The sequence below is a fragment of the Nocardioides sp. S5 genome (assembly GCF_017310035.1).
Classification (GTDB): Bacteria; Actinomycetota; Actinomycetes; order Propionibacteriales; family Nocardioidaceae; genus Nocardioides.
Genome location: NZ_CP022296.1, coordinates 1,969,550 through 1,994,031, shown reverse-complemented (window position 1 = coordinate 1,994,031; position 24,482 = coordinate 1,969,550). Strand labels below are relative to the sequence as shown.

Sequence of the window (24,482 nt, the reverse complement as noted above, 5' to 3'; positions counted from 1 at the left end):
TCCCTTCAGTTCTGGCCGGAGCCGTTGGTGCCTGGCTGATCACCGTTCGTGCCGGAGCCGCCGGAGCCGTTGCCCGCCTCGCCCGTGTCGCCGGACCCACCGGTGGTGCCGCCCGTGGTTTCCTCGCCGCTGCCCTGCTGATCCGCGTCATCTGATACGCCCTGGTCGCCAGAGCCGTCGGTCTGCTGGTCGCCCGGCTGGTCTCCGCCCGACTGGTCACCCCGGCCGTCCTGGCCGTCCTGGCCATCGCCCTGGCCGTCGCCCTGGTCACCCTGTTCAGTTCCGCCCCGCTCGGTTCCGTCCCGCTCGGTTCCGTCCCGCTCGGTTCCGTCCCGCTCGGTTCCGTCCTGGCCGGGCTGGTCATCGTCGTCGTCGATCGTGGTGTCGGGCTGGTGCTCGACTGGCCCCTGCTCGTCGGGGTTGGGGATGTTGAAGGGGGTCAGCCCGTTGACCACTTTCGACACGATGCGCTGCGCTGGAGGTGGCAACTCGTTGGCAGCGGCGGCCCCCAGTCCCCCGGCCAGGATTCCCGTTGTCACCAGGCCGATGATCGCGGTCCGGGCGGTCCTGCTCCGCTGGTCGCGGGCGACCGCCAATGGGATTGCTCCCGCGAGGACGGCTGCGAGTTCGGTGTCGACGGGCGGCGCAGGTCGGTCGGCAACCGCCCGCAGTTCGGTGAAGAGGACGCTCAGGACCGGGTCGTTCAGCGCCTCGTCGTGGGGGCCCGCCGGGCTCTTGATCTCGTCCATCGTGTTCACTCCGTCGTCTCGTGGCCACCGGCGAGGTGGCCCGTCTCGGTACTCAGCAGCATCCGCAGCGATGCCAGCGCCTTGCCCTGCAACTTCTTCACCGCGACCTCGCTGCGCCCGATCACCGCCGCGGTCTCGCGGATCGTCAGCTCGCCCAGCACCCGCAGCACGACCACGGAGCGCTGGTCGTCCGGCAGGAGCTCGAGGACATCGAGCACCCCGCCGGATCTGATCCGCTCCAGCGCCTGGTCTTCTGCCGAGGCGTGGCTTCGCGGGTCGTCCTCGGCGTCGTACTCCTGATGCACCGGGCGCCGGCCGCGGCTGCGGAACTCATCGACCAGCCGCCCGTGGGCAACTGAGAACGTGAACGCCCGCAGACCCTGCCAGCCACCGGTGATCTCGCCGATCCGCGGGAGGACTCGCACGAACACGTCGTTCGTGAGTCCCTCGGGATCCTGCGCCCCCCGCAGCGTGAGGTAGCCGATGACCCGCGGCGACAGCGCTTCGTAGATCGTGCGCAACGCGCTGGTGTCGCCTGCGGCGGCGGCTGACACCGCCACCTCGAGCTCATCGGTCATCGACTGGGTCCTCCCGGGCAGCATGGTAGGGCGAACAGGTCGTCTGCCCGCCCCACCGAGGATGGCGATCTCAGCCGTTGGAGCCATCCCCGTTGGCGCCGTCGCCGGCGTTGCCCTGGGCGTCGTCAGCGGGACCGGAGTCGCCGTTGCCGGCGTCGCCCTCGTTGCTGTCGCCAGCGTTGTCCTGGTCGTCGCCCTGGGCGCCGTCATCGGTGTTCGTGTTGTCGCCGTTGTCGTCGCCGTCCGCGACCTCACCGTCGTCGACGTTCTCGTTCTCGCCGTTGTTGTCACCCTCGACGACGTCACCTTCGTCGGTGTCGCCGTCCTGACCGTCGCCGACCTCACCGTCATCGGTGTTCGTGTTGTCGCCGTTGTTGTCACCCTCAACGACGTCACCTTCGTCGGTGTCGCCGTCCTGACCGTCGCCGACCTCACCGTCATCGGTGTTCGTGTTGTCGCCGTTGTTGTCACCCTCAACGACGTCACCTTCGTCGGTGTTGCCGTCCTGACCGTCGCCGACCGCGGCGTCGTCGGTGTTCGTGTTGTCCCCGTTGTTGTCGTCGACGGCTGCGTCGTCGGTGTTGGCCGGGTCAGCCGGCTCGCTGGGCGGGTCGACGGTCTCGACCTGAGCGGGAGCCGGCGGGTTGGACTCGTCAGCTGCCGCGGCCACGAGGCCGATGCCGCCGATCGCGACGACGGCGAGGCCGGCAGCGGCGACGGTACGGATGCTGGTGGTCTTCATGTGATCTCCCAGGGCTTGTTGGACGGTGAGTCGTGTCAAACGGGGAACCGAAAGCGGGACGAACCGCAGCACCCCGTTGTCCAGATTGCGAGACCCCGGGCAAAGCGAGCCCTGGACGGCCTGAGCACCTCAAACCCACACCGGGCGGACCCGAACTCGTCGAACCCAGCGCACTGGCCGTGGCTGCCAGTCGCCAGACGATCGAAGGCCTCGAACAGCAGGCGATCGAAACCCTGGGCGAGGGCGGACACCGCGAACTCCGATGTCTGACGAAGCTGCCCGACGCTACCAGTAGCCGAGGCGGCCTCAGCCTCCGACGGGTCCAGGATCTCGCCGCTCCCCCCGGCACCGGCGGTGCACCTTCCTCCCACAACCCGTGGGAGGACCGATGCGTACCAACAGCCGCACCCTGGACGAGAAGATCGCCGACCGCGACGCGAAGCTCGACGCTCTGCACGCCAAACTCACCGAAGCCGTCGAGCAACTCGTTACCGGCGAGGACTGGCGACACGCGATGGAGTTCGCCGCCCGCTTCCGCGCCCGCTCGTTCAACAACTCGCTCCTCATCTGGGTCCAGCACGCCGTCGCCTACGCCGAGGGCCGCGTCCCCGACCCCAACCCGACCTATGTCGCGGGCTTCAAGCAATGGCAGTCCCTCGGTCGCCACGTGATGAAGGGTCAAGCCGGCTACCAGATCTTCGCGCCCGTCACCGCACGCATGGCATCTCACGAGCCCAACAACCCCGACAGCTGGCATCGCCTCGGTCGCGGTCAGAGGCCGGCGCCCGGTGAGGTCGTGCGCGCGCGGATGATCAGCGTCCGGCCCACCTACGTATGGGCGCTATCGCAGACCGACGGCGAACCGCTGCCCGAGACACCCGCACCCAAACTCCTCGAAGGCCAAGCCCCCGCCGGCCTCTGGGACGCACTAGCCGACCAGATCACCACGCACGGGTTCGAGCTGCGGCTCGTGTCCACCTCCGACGCCATCGGCGGAGCCAACGGGCTCACCGACTACCTCACCCACGAGGTCGCAGTGCGGATGGACATGGACGACGCGGCACAGGTCAAAACGCTCGCCCACGAACTGGGCCACGTCATCCTCCACGGCCCCGACAACACCGACGCAGCGATGCACCGCGGAGTCGCGGAGATCGAGGCGGAATCGGTCGCGCTGATGCTCCTCGCCGCGCACAACATGGACAGCTCTCAATACACCGTCCCCTACGTATCGACCTGGGCCTCCCGCATCGAGGGCATCGACCCCGTCACCGCCGTCCATCAGCTCGCCGCCCGCGTCCGGACCACTGCCCTAGGCATCCTCGACAAGCTCGACACCCAAACCCTGCCCAACGGGAACCCGCCCGGGCTGGACCGCGCGATCGCACGGAGCCTCGAATCTGCCGCCCAGCCCATCCCCAACGCCGCCCACGCATCTCGCTCGACCGTCGGAGGACCATCACTATGAACCCACACGGACCTGTCCCGCCCCTTGACAACCGACCTGTCCAGATAGTCATGGTCGGCGCCGCCCACGGGCTCGACACCTCCTCCTACACGGTGCCGTACGTGTCGACCTGGGCAGCAAGCATCCCGGGGAAGAACCCGGTCGAGGTCGTCCAGTCGACCGCCGAACGCGTCCGCGCGACCGCGATCGGCATCCTCGAAAAGGTCGACACCCAGCAGGTCGGCGACGGCAACCCGCCTGGACTCGACCGAGAAGCCCTCAGCCACCGCACCGGGACGGCTCCTGTGACGACCAACGCACGCCGCGACGGGGCGGTGCTGGGGCTATGAGGATCCCGGTCGTCCTGAGCGTCGTTCACGTCGCCATCGATGCCGACGGCGTGCTGGAGGTCGACGTCGACGGTGTCCCGCGCGATTCCGAACAGGGCAAAACCCGTGGCGACCTTCGCGCAGTGATCGACGAGATCACTTCAGACCTCGGCGCCCCGGTGCGCGTCGAGGTACGCGAGGCCGACGGCTCGACCTTCACCGACGTCGCGACTCCCCCGACTCCGGCACCAGCCGTCGTCGAGCAGCCACCCACCCCGCCACCTCCTCCGGCGCTCGCTGGTGCCGGGTTCCAGCCCGGCGAGGAGGTCGCGCTGGCCTACGTCGTCGTACGCCAGAACGCCGATACCGAAGGCAACGCCTCACTCAACCTCCCTCCCGCGCTGCTCGCCGCAACGCGTGGCGGCCTCGTGCTCCTCGGGATGACCTCGCGGACAGTCACCCCGTTCGAGGCGCCGGCGTGAACCCCGCAGTACGTGGCGCGAACGACGAGCTCGTGAACCTGGCACTCATCGGGATGCTGGCGGCGTTCGCTCTGGCGCTGGTGCTCCGCGCCGCAGCCACGGCCGCTGCGGTCGCAACGGGCGCGGCCGAGCCCGAAGGCGGGATCGCGAGCGGACTGCGTGTGCTCGCCGACCCGAGCCAACCGGCGCGGGCGTTCGAGGCGCCCGGGTTGTCAGCGATCGCGTACTGGAGCGTGCTGACGCTGTTCCTCGCAGTCCTCGCGACAGTCGCCTGGTGCGTGTGGAGAGTCGTCGCTCGGCTCCGCCACCGGACTGCTCGAGATCCCCACCGCATCCAGGGCACGGCAACCGCGCGGGACATCGACACAAGCGCATCGAAGAAGGCCCTCGTACGACGCGCCGCGACCCTCCGCCCCTCGATCCGCCATCCCCGCGCGAACGATGTCGGCTACCTGATCGGGCGCAGTTGCGGCCGCGAGATCTGGGCATCGGTCGAGGACTCGATCCTCGTGATCGGCCCGCCACGCTCCGGCAAGGGACTGCACCTCGTCATCAATGCCATCCTCGACGCGCCCGGCGCCGTCGTCACCACCTCCACCCGGCCGGACAACATCGCCGCCACGATCACCGCCCGCAAGGAACGAGGGCCGGTCGCCGTCCTCGACCCTCAACACCTCACCGAGGGACTGCCCGCCGTCGACGGCTGCGGCGTCCGATGGTCGCCCATCCGCGGCTGCGAACAGCCCCTGACCGCGATGATCCGCGCTTCAGGGCTGGCATCGTCGACCGGACTCTCTTCCGGCGGCACCGAGTCCGGCGGCTTCTGGGAAGGCAAGGCCCGCTCCGCCCTCCAAGCACTCCTCCACGCAGCCGCCCTCGAGAAGCTACCGACTCACGCCCTCTTCGATTGGTCACTATCCGCGTCTGCCGCAACCGACGCCGTCGGCATCCTCGCCAGTCACCCGCAAGCCGCAGCGGGATGGTCGGACTCACTCGAAGGCATGATCACCTCCGATCCGCGCACACGTGACTCCATCTGGATGGCCGTCGCCCAAGCCCTCTCATGCCTCGCCGACCCCGCTGTGCTGGACGCCGTCAGCCCGGAGCCGGGCGAGGCGTTCGACCCGCGCGACTTCCTCACCCAGAACGGCACGCTTTACCTTCTCGCCACGGGAGCCGGCGCGGGAGCCTCGTGGCCGCTCGTCGCCGCGTTCATGGAAGACCTGACCGAGGTCGCCCGTCACCTCGCCGCCGCATCACCCGGTTCGCGCCTGGACCCTCCCGTACTCACGGCGCTCGACGAGATCGGCAACCTCGCACCGCTCCCCTCGCTTCCGGTACTGATGGCCGAGGGAGGTGGCACGGGCATCACGACGATGCCCGTCCTCCAGTCGCTGGCCCAGGCCCGCAACAAGTGGGGCGACCATGCGGCCAGCACGATCTGGGACGCGAGCATCGTCAAGGTCATCCTCGGAGGCGCCTCAGCCTCGAGGGACCTCCAGGAGCTTTCCGTGCTTATCGGCGAACGCGAGGAGCCCACCGACACCGTGAGCATCGGCGACTACGGACAACGCTCTCTCCAGCGATCGAGCCGACGGGTCGCTGTGATGCCACCAGAGCGGATCCGAACGCTTCCGTTCGGGACCGGGCTGGTGCTTCTCCGAAGCGCCCCACCGATCGTCACCGACCTCCGACGCTGGACGTCCCGCTAGCCAGCACCGGGGCCTACGCGTCGGAACTTCGATCCATCAATCCGAGCGCGTCCGCCAACGCTGAGTACTTGCTGAGGTGGGTTCCAGTTCAGCCTGAGCTGCGGCGCCACCCACGCTTGCGCTTCGGATCCAGGTTTCGTGGGGGCCCATCTGGCTCCGGAACTTCGCGGGCGCGTGGCTCAGTGCCTCTTCGCTCGGCGTTCCGTAACCCAGGTTCCGCACGTGGGCGGCGCGCATGTGCGGCTTCGGCGGGCTGTGGTGCCCCAGTGCCACGCCCGCGCGCTGCGTGCCGTATGCCGGAGTCGGCTTGTAGGTGATTCCCTGGGCCTTGGATCCGCCCGCGGCACGCCTCACCGTTGGGCTGCCACCCGGCGAAGCGCGAAGGCTAATGGAAACGTCGACGTACCACCCAAGCGCGTACGCGAGGGCCTGCGTCATGCCTGGCTCGTCGAGTCCCCAGCCGATGAAGTCGGTCGTGTCAAAGGCAACTAACTGCCCCCGGCCGCCACGTCCAACCCACGCATAGGCGTAATCGTCATCCTGGGTGAGTAGGACCTGCGCCCCGCTCTGATCGCCACCGAACCAGGTGGGCCAATCGGTCCACTTGGTTAGCGCACTCGCTTGGCCCACCGCGACGTTCCGCATGTACTCGGTGACGTCTCGACAGTCTTCGTGAATAAAGGGGGTGGTGCCGGGCGAGGCGAACTTCAGACCGCGGGCCCTGGCAGCATCAAGGAGATGAACCAGTGCTGGCGAGGTCTCCTTGTCGAGAAGTGGAAGCAGCCACGGCGCGGCCTGATGGCGCCAGCCTGCGGTCGCGCCAACCCATCTTCGTGAACCCAAATCGAGTCCGGTCTTCGATAGGCCGGACATGGCGTACGCAACTACTAGAAGTCGGTCGGTCACCTTCTGTGTAGCTGAGGCCCTCCTCGGCCCCATGAAGGTATTCGAGAGCACCTGGGTAAGCCCATGGGCCGAGAGGCCTGCATCGTTGCTATCCAATCGTGACGCCAGCAATGCCGCACACACTGCCTGGCTGGGACGATCAGCTGACTTAACGCCCTTGCGCGCCAGCCTGCCGAGAGCCTTCGGCCCCCCTGCGCGTTTGACAGTTGTCGGGCTGACGGTCGCTCCGGAGGCCCCGGTGTCCTGGATGCTCCCGGCCAGCATCGTGGTCAATGCCCATTGCTGTGCTCCTGACATCTTGACGCCGGCTAGGTATCCCAGAGCCGATGTTGAGACTCCGGAATCCTCACCAAGCGCTGCACCCACCCTGACAGACGCATCTGCTCTGGCCTTCCCGAATCCGAACTCGGCACGCAGCAACGTCCGGGCGTCCGACGCGACCGCGGTACAGGCAACTGCAGCGATGCCGAGCACCGCTGACGGGCTTGCCAGGCTTCGCGCTTCCGCCCGCCACTGGGCCGCCGCAAACGATGAAGTGTGTGGCTTCTGGAGCGACTCGGGTGACCACTCCGAGCCGTCAAGTCTGATCGTCCTCGGCATCGCCGCAATCTACTCACACTTCGTGGCCGCAAGTTGACGAATCACGGTCCACGCGTGCGACACGCGGTCGCGAATGTAGCTCCCGCAACCCAGTGCCTTGTCCTCGACCGCGCACCTTGCTCATGACCGCAGCTCGCAGGATGGGCTGCCAGACTCAGGAGGCAGGATGTCCATTCCGACCCAGATGAGCCTCGTCGGCTTCGCTGCATCAGCGCCGGAACTCCACTTCACAAAAGCCGGCGCCGAGTGCTGCCGGATGCGCGTCGGCATCGAGCAGTGGCGCAAGGAGATCGACGGCAGCTTCACGAAGCTCGACCCGACCTTCCACGACATGGTGGCGTTCGAGAGCACCGCCCGCGAGACGTACGCCCGTTTCCGCAAGGGCGACTCCTTCGTTGCTAGCGGCTACGTCCACGAGTACGAGGCGGACGGCCGCGAGGGCAGCGTTATCAAGGAGGAGTTCGTGGCTCGCAAGATTGGCCACAACGCCAACAAGACCGACTACGTCGTCCAGCGCGGTCGTCACGCGGCCGACCGGTCCCTGACCGCTGTGCCGCAGCCGCCCGCCGTCGGCCTCTGACTGGACCCGGCGATGAGTCCGTTTCCGGACGAGCCCGACGACGGTGACGCGTACCGCAGCGTGACCGACCTGCTCGAACGCCCGCCGGCCCCGATCAACTGGAACCTCCTCGACGCCGAGCAGGCCGAGATCGAGTGGCATGACCTCGACCACTGGGTGAAATGGCTGAAGAGCACGTTCGGTCTCGCGCCCAACATCGTGCCGCCGTACTGGCACCGCCACGACGAGCTCGTATGGGAACTCTCCGCGCTCCACTGCCACTGGCTGAGCTGCTACCACGAGTCTGCGTCACCATCGGCACCCATCGCATGGATGCGCGACTTCACCGATACTCGCTACCGCCTGCGGGACTGGGTGTCGATCTGTGGCACGCGGCTCGATCGCGACCGTCCCACAAGGCAGACGACGTGGCCCGGCGAGTCAGCGCCCCAAGCAGGCACCGAGATCGAGATCCGGAATCGGGACGAGGACTTCGCGGAGTTCGTCCGCGAGGACGTCCTGCGAAGGCGCCGGATCGCGGGGGTCGCCAGCCAGCAGCTCATCGGCTGAGTCCAGGAGCACGCCATGGCCAGTCCGTGCTCGGACTCATCCACAGAAGTCCGAGCAAGCGCACAACAGCCACGACGACCCGCTCAGAGTCGGTATCCGACCCACTGAAGGGAGGGACGATGCTTCTCCCCCACGCACAGACGCTCGCTCAAGCGAGGTCCTACGTAGCGGCTCTCGCCGACCGAGCGCTCACGCTCGATGCCTCCTCCGCGTACGATCGCGCACTGCTCGAACTCGACCGGGTGCACGACGACGAATGCCCCGCACTCGACACCGAGGACCTCACCGACGACCGCGACATCCTGCTCGCCGTCGCAAGCAACGCCATCGAAGAGCTCGAGAGCTACGGCATCGACGCCCTGTCGGTCGAACTGATCCTCGCCATGCTCGTCGACGCACACGACCTGGACATCGGCTGATGTACGGCGAGAACGGCGCCCAGATGCGCACGGAACTGGCTGCGCTGCTGCGCCAGCACCGGATCATGCGCCGACTCGGCGCAGACTCATCCGCGGAGCGTGCCGCGGCTGGCCAGCAGATTCTGCGGTTCCGGCAGACCATTCTCGTCTGGTGCACGCAAGCCATAGGAGTGGCGCGGCCCCTCACCTTTCCCAACGTTCCGCAGAAGCCGGCCGACCCGTTCCGCGCGGCTAGCGACCACGGCGCCGCAGCAACTGAACTAGCTCGAGCCTTGGAGGCCGCTCGAGATCAGACGACGACACAGCCGGCCTCAAGCCCAGAGTTCACGACTTCGAGCCCGAACCGCGTCGTGGAGCATTGGCGCCTCGCTGCCCGCGCTGCCGCGCTCGCCGAGCACGACACCGCGCCCGATCAGGCGATCCACCTGACCGCAGCACAGGCACGGACGATCGCAGGAGACGTCGCGGCGATCAGCCAGGCACTCGTCGTGCTCGACCGCCGGTATCGCAACACCCCCGGGTGGGAGTCCATCGCCGCGTGCGATCGACTCGGCTGGGCGGCGTTGGCCACGGCCTTGGATGTCAGCCTCGGGCAGCCCGACTACAGCGTCGACCAGACCGGCTGGCGTCCGCGGACCAAGCCCATTGGTGGCCCAGCAAAGCCAGGCGTGCTCGGCGTCCTGCAGGCCGAACACAACCTCCTCGTGAGGCTGGACTCTTTCCCCGACGCGATGACCCTGCGCCTGGTCGTCGACTCGCAGCGACTGCTCAGCGCTGGACTCACGCCGTACGCAGAGCGGATCGACCCACACCTTGCTCGCCAATGGAGTGCCCGTGCAGACATCTACTCGCGCATCCAGAGCGAACTCCGAAACATCGGAGGGCGGCTCGGCAACGGCAAGGCTGCCGCAGGCGAGGCTGCGAATGCCGTCAGCCGATTGAAGGCGCTGCGTCCGGCGACCGTGATCGAACCGAGGAGGCTCGGCGGCTTCCAGACGCTGTTCCGGCGCATCGACTCGCGGATCACGGAGATTGTCGAATCCGGTGTTGAGCGTGGAGTCTTCGTGCAACGCGTCACCGTCCCGCGCCTGGTGAGCGGTGACGGACGCCTGGTCCACCCCGTCCGTGAGCGCTTTGTGCCCGTCGCCCGCGCGGCCGACCTCCAGGTCGTCCGAACAGCACGCGAGCATCTACGACCTCCGCACGAGAGCACCGTCTCGTCGGCGGGCACGAGCCGGGCGGACCTCCACGCCGCCCTGATTCACCGTCCACCCTCGAAGGGAGCCCAGTCCAATGTCCCAGGTCTCTAGCGCGAAAACGTCAGTTCCGCGATCCCGGCAGACGATGGAGCGGTTGCTCTCCGCCGACGAGGTAGCCGACTTCCTCGGCATCCCGGTTGCGACCCTGTATCAGTGGCGCCACAAGGGCTGTGGTCCCGACGCCTATCGCGTCGGCAAGTACCTCCGGTACAACCCGGCGACGGTTCGCGCGTGGCTCGAGGAACGCCTGGCGGTCGACCATGGCGTCGGTTGAGCGCAGGGAACGCAGGGGCAAGAACGGCCAGGTCATCCGGACGTACCGCGTTCGCTGGTGGGGGCCGGACGGCAAGCAACGCAGCAAGAGCTTCAAGCGGAAGGTCGAAGCCGACCGCTTCGCAGCGACCATCTCGGCCGACATCGTCCGAGGTGCGTATATCGACCCGGATGCCGGAAGGGTCCGGTTCGAGGAGTACGCCGAGCGATGGCTCAAGGCACAGACCTTCGAGGAGGGCACATTCGTCGCTGTCGAGTCGCGTCTCAGGAACCATGCCTACCCCGCACTCGGCCAGCGCTTCGTGAACGACATTCAGCCGTCGACGGTCCAAGCCTGGCTCAGCACCCTGAAACAGCTCGCCCCCACATACCGGCAGATCATCTTCGCGAACGTCTCGTCGGTGTTCACGGCGGCAGTTGACGACTCACTGATCGCAGCCAATCCGTGCCGGGCAAGGTCGGTCCGTCGTCCGAAGCTGGATCGACGCAAGGTGACGCCTTGGTCCAAAGAACGTGTGCTCGCGGTCCGCGATGAACTCCCGGAGCGGTACCGCCTAGTCGTGTGGCTCGGCGCCGGCCTGGGTCTACGCCAAGGAGAGATTTTCGGACTGTCGCCCGACGACATCGACCTAGAGCGGGGCGAGGTACACGTCCGGCGACAGGTCAAACTCCTGCCGGCGAACAAGCAGATCTACGGTCTGCCGAAAGGCCGAAAGACACGTGAGGTCCCACTCCCCGACGCCGTGCTGGAAGCAATCAACCTGCATATGACGCGGTGGCCGCCCGTCGAGGTGACATTGCCCTGGGACTCGAGCACCGGGCGGCCATTGAGCGTCCCACTGTTGATCTACTCCCGCGAGAAGAAGGCGCTCGGCCGCAACTACTTCAACGCCTTCTTGTGGAAGCCAGCCCTGGTTGCGGCGGGCGCCGAGCCCACACGCGCGAACGGTTGCCACGCCCTTCGACACTTCTTCGCGAGCACGGCTCTGCATGAAGGGGAATCGATCAAAGCGCTGAGTGAGTACCTCGGCCACGCCGACCCTGGATTCACCCTCCGCACATACACCCACCTCGTCGACGATGGCTCGGACCGAACCAAGCGGGCTGTAGACGCAGTGTTCGATCATAAAACGCCGCACCACGAGCCAACCGCACCGGACGTGTCCGACGCCGACGGAGTCGACGTTCTGAGCGATGGAGATGGTGATGACGATGCCCACTGAACCCGTGCCTGACCTTCCGAAGTGCCGTCGCTGAGAGTCTTTCCGACCCGCATCGCCCGGGGGCAACGCGCCCTCCGTTCCGGCGCAAGATTCGGTGCCCTTTATCGCTGACATCGAAGACCTAGCCAAGGACAATCGCCTAATGAACGCGCGTGCCCAGTGGCCGCCTAACAACAGCCGTCCTCGCCGCCGACTGCCGCGGCCGACGAGTGGGACGTCGAGTACTGACTCGCTCGCTGTGCGCCTTCGGGAGGCGCGGGTGGCCGCGTTCCTCGACGGCGACCAAGGCGAGCCGCAGACCGAACTGGACGCGCTGATCTCGCGGACGGCTCGGCTGTTCCGTGAGTCGATCACCCCGGAGACGCGTAAGGACTATGCCCGTCGCTGGCGCAAGTTCGAGGGCTGGTGCCGAGTGAAGAACCTGGAGCCGCTGAACTGCCCGCCCGAGGTCGTGATGATGTTCCTCGCTGACCATGTCGGGGAACAGGGAGCGGCGCTTGGAACACTTCGGTCGTACATGGCGGCCATCAACCGCATCCATGTGGAGGCCGGTCTAATGCCGCCGGGCGACGACCCGGCCATGACGATGTACCTGCGATCACTCCGGAAGGTGGTCGTCCCTAGAGACCCGGAAGCTCAGGTATCGGCACTCACGATCGGTCCTCTACGTGAGGTCTGTCGGTACCTCGACTCGATCGGACCGGACCCTGTCGAACTCCGGGACAGGACGTTGTTCGCCTTGCACCGGGCCGGTGCCGGGGACGGCGAGATCGCGCGTCTGCGCTGGAACGATGTACGGCTCACCGGCCAGCGCGCGACGCTCCTACTCCGCAGTATCCGCACCGACCGATCCGACCGAATCCTGCACATCAAGGCACACAGGGACCCGGACCTCTGCGGCGTGCGGGCCATTCGGGCTTGGCGTGATCTATCCGGCGCCTCGGTCCCCTGGGTCATCACCCAAACAAGTGGCATCGGCGGCTGCGAGGACCGCGAGTGGACTTCTCGAGATGTGTTCCGGATCCGCAAGGCGCGCCTGTCCTCGCTCGGACACCCCGGGCTGAGGGCGACCCCTGACCAGGCGATGCGACTGCTCGGCTCAGCTCGTGCGGATGTCTTACGAGACAAGGCGATCATCCTCCTCGGATTCGCCGGCGCCTTCCGACGTCCAGATCTCGTCGGCTTCCGATGGGCCGACCTGACCCTCGCTGACAGCGGAATGGTCCTGCGTCTACGCAAGAGCAAGACCGACCGCATCGGCGAGGGCATAGACGTTGGCATCCCAAATGGCGCCTCTCGCATCACCGACCCAGTGGCAGCAATGCTTGAGTGGCGCGGGAGGGTAGGGCGACAACTCGGCCCGGCGTACCTAGACCACGGGCCCTGCTTCACGACGATTGGCCGGTCGGGGCGCATCGGCACTGACCCACTCACGACCAGCGCCATCTCCGTCATGGTCCGCACACGGATGGCGCAGGCGGGCGTCGAAGGTCACTGGTCGGGCCGTTCGCTGCGCCGGGGATTTATCACCACCGCAGCCAACCTTGGACTCCGACTGGAAGACATCGCGAAGGGCTCCCGCCACGCCACCTTGGACAGTTTGATCCGCTACATCGCCAACGACGACCCCTTCCGCAACAATCCGACTGCAAAGATGGGGCTATGAGGGTGGACCGCGACGAAGTCCTAAAGGTCGCGGTGGCCTCAGGGCGCGCAGAACGAGCGGCGGCTGAAGCATCAGCGTACGCGGCGTTCCGTTCACGCTTCGACCTGGGCGACATTGCCGAGGCGCTGACGCTCTATCTCACGACGCTTCTCGATGAGGGATTGCCCACGCGAGCGATATGGGAGCGACTCCACCTGCTGGACCTCGACCGTCGCCTTCGAGGGCTCGCCCCGTGGCATCGACAACCCGACGTCCAGACCTTCCTACGTGGCCTGTTCTCTGACCGTCCCGTCGGAGACAGGCACAGCCACTACGACCCGCTCTACCTCGAGCTCGTGCACGCGATGGTCGACGCGTGCCGGGTATCGACTCCTGACCAACGCCGAGCGCTCGCCGCCTCGATCGTCCAAGGACGGCTTGGACTGAGCGCAGCTGCCATGGCGCGACTTCGCTGGAGAGACGTCCAGATCGGGACGCACCAGGTCCAGATCAGACTCGCCACGAAGGTTGGACGCGGCGCAGCGGTCGCCCAAACGCATTCGCTTGACGCATCGTTCGGTGATACGCGTTGCCCGGTCGCCGCCATACGATCTCTCCGGTCTCTCGGCGGCGGCGAGTTCGTGTTCGGGGCGAACGGACGATCCATTGACGTCAACCGCCTCGGGCGGCTGCTCAAATCCGGCGGCCAAGATGCGTCGGCTCCAGCACAGCGGCGCGACCCAGCTCTGCTTCTGATCGGCTACGCCGCCGGCCTGCGGACAGGCGAGGCCTTACACCTCCGACAGCGGGACGTCGACACACAGGACAGAGGCCTCGTCGTGTCCGTACCCGGGCGACGTCGGCTGACCTACCTACCCTCCGCGGCGGCACCCGCTTATGACCCGGCCACAGCTTGGAGCACCTGGCTACAGCAATTGGAAACAGGCGGTCTCCGCCATCCCGATGGGCTCGCATTCCACGCGACGAACTTCTCCGTCATCTTCGAGAAGGGCCTAGCGGAGGTTGGCCTGAACCGTCTGGTCCATCAGCGAGCCGAAGAAGCAGGACTCACCGGTCGATTCGCCTGGACTTCTCTCCGAACTGGAATGATCAGGACCGCCGTGCGAGATGGCGTGCGCTCGCATGTCATCGCTTCGCATGCCGACCTCGTATCACTCGGATCCGTCCAGCGCCACGAGCGGCGAGAGACCCTTCTGAGCGACCGCAACGTGGCCGGGAAGCTTGGACTCTGATCCCCGGCGCACCCACACGATGACCCACTGACCGAGAGGAACGCCCCGGACCAGGTCGCAATTGAGATCTACGCGGGGCACGCGCTGGCCACTGGCCGCTCGGTCGAGAAAGCACCATCACTGCTCCGGGAGCAGGTCTTTGCGGTCAACCTCAGGCAACAGGAAATAGCGATCGTCGAAAGTAGGCAGACCCAGAACAGCGAGTCGCACCCCCGGTGACGAAGCAGCAAGCCGGAAGCAGTGCCCACGCCAGATGGGTGCAGTTCAATGGACCGAAGGCGTCAGTAGGCGACCTCGATCAGCGTCCCCACCCGTTTGGCCAGAACTTGAAGCCGTCCGGCCTAGGAGCGCCGATGTCGTCGACAACAAGATGCGACGAGACGAACGCCATCAGGTAGCCACCCTCGGGCGCCTGCTGGGTGTATGCCGCGAAGGATAGGGATCCCCGTTACCCGAGGATGCGAACGTAGCGACCTCTGGTGTTAAGCCGCTCGATCTTGCCTTGAGCGGTGAGCTCCGTCATCGCGCTCCGTCGAACTCGTGCGGCGTCTGAGTAGCCCAGGTCATAGGTCCTCTCGAGCCAGGGGCGTATAGACGTCATGACCTCGTCACCCGGGGCTCCCAACGAACGCAGGTAGTCGTAGACCGCCGCGGTGTAGTCGAAGTCGAAGCATCCGGATTGTTCTGACCCTCGTTGACTGGTCATCTCGCCCCGGCCTCCAGGTCTTCTATCGCCTTCGTCAGATTGCTGACGACGTTGGACAGCGCAAGGTAGCGCGGGTTCGCGTTGGACTTGGGCTCGCAGAAGTCCGTACGAATCGCACGCACCCGCTCACGCATCGTCTGGAGTTCCGCGACTGCATGTTGCTTGTCGTTGCTCATATAGACATCACACATCGCCGAGCGAATCCGGTCTAGGCGCAATCGGTCGCGGCAGATGAACACAGCGCGCCGTCCCGGGGAACCGCGTCAGGTTCTGTCTTGCCTCAGGCGCAAGGTACTCCGAACGTAGGAACATCCGCGCTCCGCCGCATGACAGTGCCGGCGAAGTCGCTGATAGCTTCAGAGTAGGGGGTACCCCAAGAGATGGATCTCTTCGAGCGTGCGGTGCCATAGGCCAGTTGTTTGCGATTGAGTGAATGTTCCGAGGGCGCCGACGTTGGCCACGTACACGTCAATAAGGGCGTCGCCTCCATACTGGTAGTGACGTGGGAGTGAAGCCCACCGCGCGTACTTATGTGCCGCGACCAGCAGTGTGCCATTCGTGAGTTGGACCGGCACCGGGTTGAGAGGGGCGCTGTCGCTTGAGCCCCGCCATCCCTGCGTCAGGTGCTCGACTATGCGGTAAGGGTCGTAGGCGTCCCAGCGCGACGTCCAATCGTCGAACTTCTGCCGACCGAGAACTTTCGGGTCCAGGTCGAGATCTTGTTGGACGTCGCGTTCTGTGATTCGCAGGTCTGGGCATGCGTTGAGGAAGTCTTGCGCGAAGTCGCTCAGCGCGCCACTGGTCTCGGCCCAGGCAAGGAAATCTTCCAGTTGCGCTGGTGTCCACCACCGGGCGACCAGGTCCAGCACTGGATCGCTAGCGCTTCCGCACCGGCGCCATTCGACCAGACCGATGTCTGGGCGGATCCAGCCAAGCCCCCATGTAAGCAGGTGAAGGAGCGGCGCCCAGAAGGCGAGCATCTCTTCAGCGGCGTGTTCCCGTTGCCGGCTCCCGGAGACGTCCTCCTCGGTTGGGGCGGGCGGGATTCCCTTAGCGCCCATCGCCCAGGCTTGGGGTAACCATCGGTCCCCGGCGTAGAGCGGTGGGCGTGCGTCCACCAGACGCACGGGTGTCGACATGCCTCCGCCTGCGGGCGTGTCGCTCTTGGCGGAGGGCAGGTCCGGGTCGGGCTCAACCGGCAGTAGGGCGACCCCTGCGTCCTCGTAGGCACTGGCCGGGTTCGGACGTGTGGATGAGTAGCCGAGTCGCCTCAACTCGGCATCTTCTTCCTTGGTAACCCAGGTGATCCACATGTGTTGGTCGATGATGCCGAGGACTTCCTCGGGCGAGGTTGCCTCGCCGATCTTCGACACGAACCAGTTGACCGGGGTCATGTGTTCGTAGGTGAACGTCTTGTAGCCGTCGATCTTCTTCTGCGAGTGCCAGGTCGCGGTGCGAAGGTCCACCCCCATCGTTGCGGCGATCGCGTTGGCGGCCTCACTGATGCGAGGTGGCCGAGCAGCCGGCACGAGGATGTCGCACATCTTGCGTAGGTCGATGCTGATCGCTTCCCGCAGCCTGGATCGTTGGTGCGAGTTGAGGTCGAGGTCGAGCAGAGCGTGGCACTTGTGCAAGAGGCCGGCCGCGAATGGTTCGACCAGGGAGGCAAAATAGGCGGTCGGCGGATTGCAGCCGCCTTCGACGTCGTCTGGACCCGAAGCCGGACACGCGGGCTCTTTGTTTCGCGGCTGAGACTCCGTGCGCACCTGCTCTGCTGCCGGAGGGCGATTCAATGTCCCTGTGAGGGAGCCACCGCGGGCGATCTCTTTTTGGCGGGATCGGGCAGACCCGTCTCCGTGAGTGCTACTCGCTCTTCCCGCAGGATGCAGCGGACCCGACTGCCAGTCGCCGTCGTCGAGCCGCCACGTCTGACTAGGAGCGTCATGCAGCCCGACTGGTGGGGAGTTGGGGTCGAAGTCGAGGCCGACGAGAGCGATGGCCTCCGAGTACGCCGTCCACGCGTGCTGATACTCGCTCTGGATGCGGGCATTGTCCTCGGGGGTGGCTCCTTCTGGGATTACCACGAACTCCGCGGGAGCCGCTGGCTCGGCCCAAGTGAGTTCACCGTCCAACGCGATCGCGTGCACTCGTTCGTTGGTCATCCGATGGTTAGCCCGGAACAGGAGCGTGCCATCGTCTTGCCACACGAATCGCACCGACCACCCGGCTCCGTTGACGTGCCCGTTGCTGCGACGCGCCACGGCCTCGTCCGGCAAGGTGAGTCCCCACTTGTCGAAGTAGTCGGCGAAGCTAGCCTGCTGCGGCGTCATGGAACTGATTGTGCTCGACGGTCGGGTATAGCAGTGATCGAAGTACTCACTTCGTAGTTAAGGGATCGCCGCCAGTGTCGGACCACGCGTCTATTAGGCGATGCGCGGTCGTAGCGACCAGTGCTTGGCGAGAGCTCCCCCCGTTCATGCGTCGGTTGGCGACGTAGGCGAGCGACGTGACGTCGCAGCGGTTCCTCGCGCCCACGCGACGATCGGATCGCGCGATGCCGGCCAAGCGCCGTCAGGCGGCGAAATGCCGCACCTCACGACCTGCAGGACGGATTACGGCGCGAGGTGTGACCGTGACAGGGTGGTTGGGCCGCCGCCGATCGGTGACGCAAATGCCGATCGTTACAGCACCCAACGTTGCGGAGGGTCGTCGCTCGGCCGAGTCTTGTCGACCTCGTCCAGAATCTTCACCAGTCGCTGCACGCTCGTTTCATGCTTCGTCTGCCGCGCGTAGGCAAGGATCATGTTGCGGTCGTAGGAGCCGGTCTTCGACAAGTCCCTGATGTAGCTCTTCGTCATCGTGACGTCGGTGCTCTTCGTCCAGCCGTTGTACCCCTCGGCCACGATGCGTTGCGGCAATCCTGTGGTTTCCTCGTCGAGCCCTGCGTCCATGATTTCGCCAGTGACGAAGTTGTATGCCTTATGCAACTTTGCCCAGGCCGCCATCTCGTCCGGGATCCACTCCACGAGCACGACGACGCTCGACTCAAGATGCTGCAGCTTCTCCGTGGTCTTGTGCCGTGGGCACCACGCGAGAACAACGCCACGGTCTGGCACAGACCCGCTGCGCTCCGTCACGATTGGCAGCTTCGCGAGCTCTGCGTGGTGAGCCGCGCCGCCCTTCGGAACAGAAAGGACGGTCAGACGTGCGCGGTGTTCTCGAGCCACTGCGAGTCCGACGTGCATGCCGAGCGCGAGGGTGTCCTTCCCAGTGGCCCTCGGCATGTAGATGTATTGGTGCTTCAACGCTTTCTGCAGTCGATCTGACATGCCGTGCCTCCTATGCTCGGACTCGAGGTTTGATCGACCATCTGACAGTCTCTTGTGGGCGCGACCAGCTAGTCGTCCAAGAGAGCACGAAAGCGGTTCGTCAGGCTCTCGGGATCGTCGACTTCACTGTCAATGTCCGCCTGAATGGCCGCGCGCAGCTTCGGCAGCATGGGCTAGTCGAGGTGTCGCCGAATTGTGCAGCAGTCCCGTGCGCCTGGCTGAGGGTGTGCGACGGTGGGCGCGATGAATCCGTACGACACGAATATCGTCACCTACCGGACGCTGCTTGACGGCTACGAACAAGCCCTGAGGCGCTTCACAGACGCGTCGAAGGGTCGCAACGCCAGCGACGTATTCTTGCCGCTGTTCGAGGCGCTGAACTGGGCGGTCGCCCTTGATGACCAAGTGCGCGCACACTGGGCTCCTGAGGGAATTCCGTTGGACTGGTCGTGGAGAACTCGGGTTGCAGGAGGTGACCTCGTGAACGCCGTTCGCTGTGCCGTGAACGCCGTTCGCTGTGCCAGAAACCGGGTTCATCATCAGTGGGCGGATGCTCTGGTCCTGCGCGAGGGCATGAGCGCTCCCTTGACACCTCCGCTCGTCCTGCATGAGTGGAGTTGGCGACCGCTAGGTGATCTGCCGAAGTCCGACGGGCGCAGGACGCCTGTGATCATCGAGGCGGAGTCCGACTACGGCTGCTCCTGGCCACTCTTCCTGCCCGCATCACACTGACCGGACTCTTAAAAACGTTCCGCCGGCTCGCCGACATGCTGGCACCACCTCGACCTCGGTAAGGCCAATCGACCCTTCCTCGCAGGCGGCGGAAGGACGCACCCGTCCCGAGGCCGCCTCGACCTCACGTGTTGCGAGCGCCTTCGACCCTCGTGATCCAGCTCTTGCCCTCGTCGTTCGGATCCTCGTCCTCTGGAACGCTGAGCACCTCCTGGACCTTGTACCAGCCGCCGGGCCATCCGTTGATGGGTACGGCATACGACACCCATGCCCGCAATACGCGGTCGCGGGTGTTCCACGTCTCTAGGACGCCTGGATACCAACGACCCCGTTCCTCCACCCATACGCGATCGGTAGTGGGCACATTCGTCATGCGTCGACGGTAATAGGAACCGGCTGCCGCCGAAGTGCGAATCGGGGATTGTCCAGCGAGGCATGCAAGCGGCGGAATGCCGCACCGGCGCTACTCAGTCCGACCCCAGCGCCGCTGTGACGCGGGACCTGCGGTTGGTAACAACATCGACCATGCTCGGAAGGCTGGAGACCTAGACTCCCTCGGGTGACGATGTAGGGAGACGCCATGCCAAACAGCGACGAAGTGGACCGGATCGTCCGCTTGTGGGAGCGCAAGCAAGACCATTTGCTCTCGGCTGAGCGTCGTCGCACCTTCGCGGAGCGAGCTGAAGTTCACGAACTGGCGTCCGCGTCGTTCGTCGTCGCACTCCGCTCCGCTCAGACCGTGATGGACGCTTGCCAAGGAAGACTCCTGCTGGTCGAGTGGCTTGCGGCAGCTCGGCACCTGGCGGAAGCGGAGCGGCGGCGCGCTGAGGCTGACCGCAAATTGGTCGAGGCGGAGCGACAGGCGATCGAGGCCGAGCAACGGGCGATCGAGGCCGAGTATGAGGCCGCGGGCTCGGTCGACCTGGACGAGGTTCGCGAGGAGCGCGCCGCCGTGGCTGCAACTATGGAGCAAGCACGGATCGCGAAGCGTGAGGATGCTTGGGCGAAGAGCAGGGCGCGACGGGAGGCGCGGGAAGTCGCGCAACGTGAGTCTCAGAGCAGACGCCTCTCCACGTTGACCCCGGAGGAGCGAGAGGCCAATTTGCAGGAGTGGAGAGACTCGCTGCGTGTCGAGGCAACTCCGGCTGCATCGGCCCCACACGTCCCGCGGGTGCCGGCAGCGCAGGAGGCCGACCTATGTCCCTCCTGCAACACACTGCCAGACCCTCTGGGTCACTGTCGGTGTAGCTGAACGCAAGCCGCACCGGCGCCGGCCACTAACCAGCGCCGAAGGCGGAACGCCGATCAGTGGCCGGAGCCGGGAGCGCTGGCAAGCGGCGGAATGGGTCACCTCTGCGACCGCGCGGCCCACGAGGAAGAGGCCCTGATCGGAGTTGCGATCGAACTTGGACTCCACCGCGACCAAATCGCCGCCGTGCACGCCACCTTCCTCGATGCCATGGCCATCGCTGCCTGGGAGGACGGCGTCGTGACCGAGTCGGAGTTCGCCGACCTGAGCAGCGTGGCGAGCATGCTTGGCCTTCCGGGCGGGCTCGTGCGGATCGCCCTCGAACGTGCCGAGAAGCTCGCCGGACGCTCAGCCACCGACGGTGACTTCAGGCTGGAGATGGGCGACCAGGTGGTCTTCACCGGCGAGCTCTCTGTGCCTCGGGGTCAACTGGAGGACCTGGTGCAGCAGGCCGGGCTGAAGTGCGGCGGCATCACGAAGAAGACCAAGGTCGTGGTCGCCGCCGACCCCGACTCGCAAAGCGGCAAGGCTGCGAAGGCCCGCAGTTATGGCATTCCCGTCATCACAGAGGCGGCCTTCGCGCGACTGATCGGCAGCATGCACTAGGACTGTCGGGGGCGGCGTGTGCGACTCGCGGCGGAATGGGCTAAGGGGTGCGCACTAACGCTTCCCGCACGCGCACGGTCTGCGACGGGCGGGTGTAGCGTCACCGGGCTCGGCCACCATGCCGCGCGTCCCCGTAGAGAAAACTTCCAAGCTCAACGCCCGCCGCTCGATCGGGGCCTACCCTGAGGGAATGAAACGCCTGATCTCTGGTTTCATCGGGTCCGCTCTTGTCGCAACGAGCCTGGTAGCGCTCGTAGACGCACCCGCAAGCGCGACCACGGCGATGCCCTATCTCAAGTCTTTGGCGAAGCAGATGCGATGCAAGTACGGGGAGGCCGACGCGCTTGCCTCGGATGCTCGAGTTGCTCATGGTTGGAACTGTGTTGTCCGTCCCGGATCCAGTGGGCGGCGTGAGTACTACCTGATGACGTATCGAAACACCTCACGTGCGCTGGACGAGTGGCGGGACTGGCTCTCGTGCACGACCTACGACTACGACACCGAGCCGTGCGAACCGGGATACATGGCTCGCAAGGCCGGGGTTCTGATCATCGACCAGTCCAAGGGGGACTCGTATACATATGAAGCCGCGGCCTATGCGGCCCGCAAAGTCGGGGGACGCGTGGTAGCCGGGTATCGCTACCAAGGCTGATCACCCAAGGCCTGCCCGGCGGGGCAGCCGACAGGCGGCGAAGGGCAGCGACGTTCGCGTCGCGCAAGTCAGTCGATCCGCCGTTGAAACGCGTGGGCCTGACACCGCGGCCTCGACGTCCGTCACTGCCGCGGGACTACGTGCAGAACTGGCGGTTGCCGGAACCAGGGTATAGCGAGCGGGCTCTGACCGAGCAAGAGTTCTGAAGGCGATGCTCAGCATTCATCAGTGCGCAATGCCTCCCTGGCCACACGCGCTGAGATCCCGCACGCCGGACCGAAAGGGCACCGCCCGCCGTTCGGGCGGTGGCCGACGCCTGCGGGTCGAACACACCGGTCAGTCCTCGGCACCTTCCCCATGAGCGCGATCGTCTCCAGAGGTAGGGATGCGATGGAGAAGAGTTGCGAGGTCGTCCACGCGGATCCGGATCGGCCGGCCGCTACCTGCCCCGCGCTTGCCGAGCGTGTAAGCAGGGAGATCACCCTTGGCGATGAAGCGCCTAACGGTCTTCGCGGACACTGCGAGCATCTCTGCAGCCTCCTGCAGGCTGACGTATCGGCTCGCCATGACCGCCCTCCCCTGCTCTTACCGACGCCTGTCAGGCAGTCAGTGGACCCTGCGGGAGTCGAACCCGCAACCCCCTCGCTGCGAAACGTGGTGCGCTCCCAATCGCGCCGCTCAACGTCGAGGCCGAGATGACGGCGATCCTCAAGCGTGAGGGCCGCAAGCGCTGGTCCTACAGGCGCTGTGATCCAAGGACCGCGGATAATCAAACTCCTCTGCCAACGACGGACTCTGCTGTTCGAGGGGTCGCGAGCGCGTGGCCCCAGTGTGGACCGAACCTCCGCAATCTTCTTGTCTCCGCAGGTCAGCGAGCCGCGCGATCAGATCTACGACATCTAGACTCCAAGACCTAGCGAACCGGCTCCTGACCTGCGAAAACGCAGATTCGGGAGCCGGTTTGTTTCGTCTCAGTCCGCAACGAGTCCGCAAAACGTTTCATCGCGGACCAATGACGGACGGTGTCGGCCAACGGGAGCCAGCGGCGTCCGGACCGGGAGATCACTTCCCGGTACGATCGGAACATGACCAAGCCGACGCCCGAAGTCGGTCCGCTCACCGGCCCGACTGGTCGGCTCGTGGCTGCCCACCGGGACCAGTTGCGCGAGGTGCTCGAGCGTCACGGCGTCGGGAACGCCCGCCTCTTTGGCAGCGTTGCCCGCGGCGACGACCACGACGGCAGTGATCTGGACATCCTGGTCGACTTCGCGCCCCGCACAAGCTTGTTCACCATCCTGCGGATTCAGGACGAGCTCGAGGCCATCCTGGGCGTCCCTGTAGACCTCGTACCTCACTCTGGGCTCAAGGATCGCGTGCGGGTCCGTGTCCAGCAGGACCTCATCGCACTGTGAGTCGTCACGACGCCGATCGCCTCGACGACATCACCGCCGCGACTGAGGCCATCCGATCGCATGTCGAGCGGGGACCGCTGTCGGACAGCTTGGTGAGCGACGCGGTACGCATCCGACTCCTGGAGATCGGTGAAGCAGTCAAGGCGCTCCCCGAGAACCTGACATCAACCGAACCCGACATCCCGTGGCGCCAGATCGCGCGCATGCGCGACCACCTCGCGCACCGGTACTTCATGACCGAGCTTGAGATCCTGCAGAGCACCATCGAGGAAGATCTAGGCCCACTGCGCGACGCCGTCGACCGCATGCGCGCACGCTCGGTGTCAGGTTCGGGCGAGGATTCGACTCAGAGCGATTCGGCTGACTGAAGCTCCTCGGCTCTTGTCTGCATCACCGCGTCGATCGCCGAGCGGGTCGACTCATCCGAGTCCGGCCACAGATGGGCGTACGTGTCGAGCGTGGTCTTGGCTGAGGCGTGCCGCAAGCGCGCCTGGACGACCTTCACGTCGGCACCGCTGGCGATGAGCATGCTCGCCAGGTAGTGCCTCAGGTCATGGAACCTGAAATCCGGCGGCAGCCCAGACACTTTCGCTCTCGCCCTGCGCATCGCTCGTTGCAAGGTCCACGGCGCCAACTGATCACCCCACTCATTGACGAGCACGAAGCCTTCGGCCGACCACTTCCGGGGCTGCTGCACGATCAGGTGACAGGTTGGGTCACGCAGCCTGAGTGGCTGACGCGGTCATGATGGTCTCGAACTCGATGGGGGTCAATCGGCCGAGGGCGGCCTGTCGACGGCGGCGGTGGTAGGTCCTCTCGATCCAGGTCACGACCTCAATCCGGAGCTCCTCGCGAGTGGCCCAGGAGCGACGGTCGAGGACATTCCTCTGGAGCAAGCTGAAGAAGCTCTCCATGGCGGCGTTGTCGCCCGCGGCACCGACGCGACCCATCGATCCGACCATGCCGTGACGGTTGAGCGCGTGGACGAATTTGCGGCTGCGGAACTGGGCAGGTTCAACCAGTCGATCGCGGGGTCCCGGTCGTCCTGTG

Annotated in this window: 27 protein-coding genes and 1 pseudogene; 18 read left to right on the top strand and 10 right to left on the bottom strand. The window is 65.9% G+C overall.

The annotated features are described in order from the left end of the window. Positions 1–5: 5 nt before the first annotated feature. The 3 genes from CFI00_RS09945 to CFI00_RS09935 all read right to left on the bottom strand — a co-directional run bounded on the left by CFI00_RS09945 (position 6) and on the right by CFI00_RS09935 (position 2,069). Complete coding sequence (locus tag CFI00_RS09945; protein ID WP_207081517.1) at positions 6–749, bottom strand: hypothetical protein; 744 nt, start codon at positions 747–749, stop codon at positions 6–8. 5 nt (positions 750–754) lie between these two features. Further along, positions 755–1,327 carry an RNA polymerase sigma factor gene (locus tag CFI00_RS09940; RefSeq protein ID WP_207081518.1) on the bottom strand — a complete coding sequence of 191 codons (573 nt, stop codon included), beginning with the start codon at positions 1,325–1,327 and terminating at the stop codon, positions 755–757. 70 nt (positions 1,328–1,397) lie between these two features. After that, a complete protein-coding gene (locus CFI00_RS09935) occupies positions 1,398–2,069 on the bottom strand; it encodes a hypothetical protein (protein WP_207081519.1) in 672 nt (223 codons plus the stop codon). Positions 2,070–2,457: 388 nt separating this feature from the next. On the opposite strand from CFI00_RS09935, the gene CFI00_RS09930 reads away from it, so the two are divergent. Genes CFI00_RS09930 through CFI00_RS09915 form a run of 4 tightly spaced genes read left to right on the top strand, consistent with a single transcriptional unit; the run spans position 2,458 to position 6,039 of the window. Continuing rightward, positions 2,458–3,537, top strand: coding sequence for an ArdC-like ssDNA-binding domain-containing protein (locus CFI00_RS09930; RefSeq protein ID WP_207081520.1), 1,080 nt, complete (start codon positions 2,458–2,460; stop codon positions 3,535–3,537). A 50-nt stretch (positions 3,538–3,587) separates the two neighbouring features. After that, complete coding sequence (locus CFI00_RS09925; RefSeq protein ID WP_207084993.1) at positions 3,588–3,866, top strand: hypothetical protein; 279 nt, start codon at positions 3,588–3,590, stop codon at positions 3,864–3,866. Beyond that, positions 3,863–4,327: a hypothetical protein gene (locus CFI00_RS09920; RefSeq protein WP_207084992.1), complete on the top strand. Its 465-nt coding sequence runs from the start codon at positions 3,863–3,865 to the stop codon at positions 4,325–4,327. The genes CFI00_RS09925 and CFI00_RS09920 overlap by 4 nt, the downstream gene beginning before the upstream one ends. After that, positions 4,324–6,039, top strand: coding sequence for a TraM recognition domain-containing protein (locus CFI00_RS09915; protein WP_242532769.1), 1,716 nt, complete (start codon positions 4,324–4,326; stop codon positions 6,037–6,039). Before CFI00_RS09920 ends, CFI00_RS09915 begins: the two co-directional genes overlap by 4 nt. A 36-nt stretch (positions 6,040–6,075) precedes the next feature. On the opposite strand, the gene CFI00_RS09910 is transcribed toward CFI00_RS09915, so the two are convergent. Further along, positions 6,076–6,945, bottom strand: a complete 870-nt coding sequence (locus CFI00_RS09910; protein WP_207084991.1) for a hypothetical protein — start codon at positions 6,943–6,945, stop codon at positions 6,076–6,078. A 766-nt stretch (positions 6,946–7,711) separates the two neighbouring features. Here CFI00_RS09910 and CFI00_RS09905 point away from each other — a divergent pair. The 8 genes from CFI00_RS09905 to CFI00_RS09870 all read left to right on the top strand — a co-directional run bounded on the left by CFI00_RS09905 (position 7,712) and on the right by CFI00_RS09870 (position 14,746). After that, on the top strand, positions 7,712–8,125 hold the full coding sequence (locus CFI00_RS09905) for a single-stranded DNA-binding protein (RefSeq protein ID WP_207084990.1): 414 nt from the start codon (positions 7,712–7,714) through the stop codon (positions 8,123–8,125). Between the two features lie 12 nt (positions 8,126–8,137). Then, positions 8,138–8,674 carry a hypothetical protein gene (locus CFI00_RS09900; RefSeq protein ID WP_207084989.1) on the top strand — a complete coding sequence of 179 codons (537 nt, stop codon included), beginning with the start codon at positions 8,138–8,140 and terminating at the stop codon, positions 8,672–8,674. 119 nt (positions 8,675–8,793) lie between these two features. Beyond that, a complete protein-coding gene (locus tag CFI00_RS09895) occupies positions 8,794–9,093 on the top strand; it encodes a hypothetical protein (protein WP_207084988.1) in 300 nt (99 codons plus the stop codon). Further along, positions 9,093–10,403, top strand: coding sequence for a hypothetical protein (locus CFI00_RS09890; protein ID WP_207084987.1), 1,311 nt, complete (start codon positions 9,093–9,095; stop codon positions 10,401–10,403). The genes CFI00_RS09895 and CFI00_RS09890 overlap by 1 nt, the downstream gene beginning before the upstream one ends. Before the next feature lie 34 nt (positions 10,404–10,437). Then, positions 10,438–10,626, top strand: coding sequence for a helix-turn-helix domain-containing protein (locus tag CFI00_RS09885; RefSeq protein WP_207084986.1), 189 nt, complete (start codon positions 10,438–10,440; stop codon positions 10,624–10,626). After that, on the top strand, positions 10,613–11,848 hold the full coding sequence (locus CFI00_RS09880; protein WP_207084985.1) for a site-specific integrase: 1,236 nt from the start codon (positions 10,613–10,615) through the stop codon (positions 11,846–11,848). The genes CFI00_RS09885 and CFI00_RS09880 overlap by 14 nt, the downstream gene beginning before the upstream one ends. Before the next feature lie 259 nt (positions 11,849–12,107). After that, a complete protein-coding gene (locus CFI00_RS09875) occupies positions 12,108–13,514 on the top strand; it encodes a tyrosine-type recombinase/integrase (RefSeq protein WP_207084984.1) in 1,407 nt (468 codons plus the stop codon). Further along, positions 13,511–14,746 carry a hypothetical protein gene (locus tag CFI00_RS09870; protein WP_207084983.1) on the top strand — a complete coding sequence of 412 codons (1,236 nt, stop codon included), beginning with the start codon at positions 13,511–13,513 and terminating at the stop codon, positions 14,744–14,746. Before CFI00_RS09875 ends, CFI00_RS09870 begins: the two co-directional genes overlap by 4 nt. A gap of 702 nt (positions 14,747–15,448) precedes the next feature. Here the strand turns inward: CFI00_RS09870 and CFI00_RS09865 are convergent. The 3 genes from CFI00_RS09865 to CFI00_RS09855 all read right to left on the bottom strand — a co-directional run bounded on the left by CFI00_RS09865 (position 15,449) and on the right by CFI00_RS09855 (position 18,781). Continuing rightward, on the bottom strand, positions 15,449–15,628 hold the full coding sequence (locus CFI00_RS09865; protein WP_207084982.1) for a hypothetical protein: 180 nt from the start codon (positions 15,626–15,628) through the stop codon (positions 15,449–15,451). A gap of 180 nt (positions 15,629–15,808) precedes the next feature. Continuing rightward, complete coding sequence (locus CFI00_RS09860; RefSeq protein ID WP_207084981.1) at positions 15,809–17,782, bottom strand: hypothetical protein; 1,974 nt, start codon at positions 17,780–17,782, stop codon at positions 15,809–15,811. A gap of 351 nt (positions 17,783–18,133) precedes the next feature. After that, positions 18,134–18,781 (bottom strand): hypothetical protein, encoded by a 648-nt coding sequence (locus CFI00_RS09855; protein WP_207084980.1) that lies wholly within the window; start codon positions 18,779–18,781, stop codon positions 18,134–18,136. Between the two features lie 243 nt (positions 18,782–19,024). On the opposite strand from CFI00_RS09855, the gene CFI00_RS09850 reads away from it, so the two are divergent. Next, complete coding sequence (locus CFI00_RS09850) at positions 19,025–19,513, top strand: hypothetical protein (protein WP_207084979.1); 489 nt, start codon at positions 19,025–19,027, stop codon at positions 19,511–19,513. A 124-nt stretch (positions 19,514–19,637) separates the two neighbouring features. On the opposite strand, the gene CFI00_RS09845 is transcribed toward CFI00_RS09850, so the two are convergent. Next, positions 19,638–19,886, bottom strand: a complete 249-nt coding sequence (locus CFI00_RS09845; RefSeq protein WP_207084978.1) for a hypothetical protein — start codon at positions 19,884–19,886, stop codon at positions 19,638–19,640. 207 nt (positions 19,887–20,093) lie between these two features. Between CFI00_RS09845 and CFI00_RS09840 the strand changes: the two genes are divergently transcribed. From CFI00_RS09840 to CFI00_RS09815, 5 genes are all read left to right on the top strand, one after another. Further along, positions 20,094–20,765: a hypothetical protein gene (locus CFI00_RS09840; protein ID WP_207084977.1), complete on the top strand. Its 672-nt coding sequence runs from the start codon at positions 20,094–20,096 to the stop codon at positions 20,763–20,765. Between the two features lie 90 nt (positions 20,766–20,855). After that, complete coding sequence (locus tag CFI00_RS09835) at positions 20,856–21,368, top strand: BRCT domain-containing protein (protein WP_207084976.1); 513 nt, start codon at positions 20,856–20,858, stop codon at positions 21,366–21,368. 190 nt (positions 21,369–21,558) lie between these two features. Next, positions 21,559–22,020: a hypothetical protein gene (locus CFI00_RS09830; protein WP_207084975.1), complete on the top strand. Its 462-nt coding sequence runs from the start codon at positions 21,559–21,561 to the stop codon at positions 22,018–22,020. Positions 22,021–23,105: 1,085 nt separating this feature from the next. Then, entirely contained in the window at positions 23,106–23,432 is a 327-nt protein-coding gene (locus CFI00_RS09820) for a nucleotidyltransferase family protein (RefSeq protein WP_207084973.1), read from the top strand. Next, positions 23,429–23,800 (top strand): HepT-like ribonuclease domain-containing protein, encoded by a 372-nt coding sequence (locus CFI00_RS09815; protein WP_207084972.1) that lies wholly within the window; start codon positions 23,429–23,431, stop codon positions 23,798–23,800. The genes CFI00_RS09820 and CFI00_RS09815 overlap by 4 nt, the downstream gene beginning before the upstream one ends. Here the strand turns inward: CFI00_RS09815 and CFI00_RS09810 are convergent. After that, positions 23,779–24,129: a tyrosine-type recombinase/integrase gene (locus CFI00_RS09810; RefSeq protein ID WP_207084971.1), complete on the bottom strand. Its 351-nt coding sequence runs from the start codon at positions 24,127–24,129 to the stop codon at positions 23,779–23,781. The two genes, CFI00_RS09815 and CFI00_RS09810, sit on opposite strands and share 22 nt — an antisense overlap. A gap of 19 nt (positions 24,130–24,148) precedes the next feature. Then, positions 24,149–24,442: pseudogene (locus tag CFI00_RS09805) on the bottom strand (integrase core domain-containing protein); the annotation flags it as partial. Between the last annotated feature and the right edge of the window lie 40 nt (positions 24,443–24,482).

Coding starts and splice junctions, on each gene's coding strand:
- CFI00_RS09830 (WP_207084975.1), top strand. CDS start 21,559: ATGAAACGCCTGATCTCTGGTTTCATCGGGTCCGCTCTTGTCGCAACG.
- CFI00_RS09935 (WP_207081519.1), bottom strand. CDS start 2,069: ATGAAGACCACCAGCATCCGTACCGTCGCCGCTGCCGGCCTCGCCGTC.
- CFI00_RS09895 (WP_207084988.1), top strand. CDS start 8,794: ATGCTTCTCCCCCACGCACAGACGCTCGCTCAAGCGAGGTCCTACGTA.
- CFI00_RS09820 (WP_207084973.1), top strand. CDS start 23,106: ATGACCAAGCCGACGCCCGAAGTCGGTCCGCTCACCGGCCCGACTGGT.
- CFI00_RS09900 (WP_207084989.1), top strand. CDS start 8,138: ATGAGTCCGTTTCCGGACGAGCCCGACGACGGTGACGCGTACCGCAGC.
- CFI00_RS09850 (WP_207084979.1), top strand. CDS start 19,025: ATGAATCCGTACGACACGAATATCGTCACCTACCGGACGCTGCTTGAC.
- CFI00_RS09920 (WP_207084992.1), top strand. CDS start 3,863: ATGAGGATCCCGGTCGTCCTGAGCGTCGTTCACGTCGCCATCGATGCC.
- CFI00_RS09870 (WP_207084983.1), top strand. CDS start 13,511: ATGAGGGTGGACCGCGACGAAGTCCTAAAGGTCGCGGTGGCCTCAGGG.
- CFI00_RS09835 (WP_207084976.1), top strand. CDS start 20,856: ATGGGTCACCTCTGCGACCGCGCGGCCCACGAGGAAGAGGCCCTGATC.
- CFI00_RS09925 (WP_207084993.1), top strand. CDS start 3,588: ATGGTCGGCGCCGCCCACGGGCTCGACACCTCCTCCTACACGGTGCCG.
- CFI00_RS09855 (WP_207084980.1), bottom strand. CDS start 18,781: ATGTCAGATCGACTGCAGAAAGCGTTGAAGCACCAATACATCTACATG.
- CFI00_RS09880 (WP_207084985.1), top strand. CDS start 10,613: ATGGCGTCGGTTGAGCGCAGGGAACGCAGGGGCAAGAACGGCCAGGTC.
- CFI00_RS09930 (WP_207081520.1), top strand. CDS start 2,458: ATGCGTACCAACAGCCGCACCCTGGACGAGAAGATCGCCGACCGCGAC.
- CFI00_RS09885 (WP_207084986.1), top strand. CDS start 10,438: ATGGAGCGGTTGCTCTCCGCCGACGAGGTAGCCGACTTCCTCGGCATC.
- CFI00_RS09945 (WP_207081517.1), bottom strand. CDS start 749: ATGGACGAGATCAAGAGCCCGGCGGGCCCCCACGACGAGGCGCTGAAC.
- CFI00_RS09845 (WP_207084978.1), bottom strand. CDS start 19,886: ATGACGAATGTGCCCACTACCGATCGCGTATGGGTGGAGGAACGGGGT.
- CFI00_RS09890 (WP_207084987.1), top strand. CDS start 9,093: ATGTACGGCGAGAACGGCGCCCAGATGCGCACGGAACTGGCTGCGCTG.
- CFI00_RS09905 (WP_207084990.1), top strand. CDS start 7,712: ATGTCCATTCCGACCCAGATGAGCCTCGTCGGCTTCGCTGCATCAGCG.
- CFI00_RS09840 (WP_207084977.1), top strand. CDS start 20,094: ATGCCAAACAGCGACGAAGTGGACCGGATCGTCCGCTTGTGGGAGCGC.
- CFI00_RS09940 (WP_207081518.1), bottom strand. CDS start 1,327: ATGACCGATGAGCTCGAGGTGGCGGTGTCAGCCGCCGCCGCAGGCGAC.
- CFI00_RS09860 (WP_207084981.1), bottom strand. CDS start 17,782: ATGACGCCGCAGCAGGCTAGCTTCGCCGACTACTTCGACAAGTGGGGA.
- CFI00_RS09865 (WP_207084982.1), bottom strand. CDS start 15,628: ATGAGCAACGACAAGCAACATGCAGTCGCGGAACTCCAGACGATGCGT.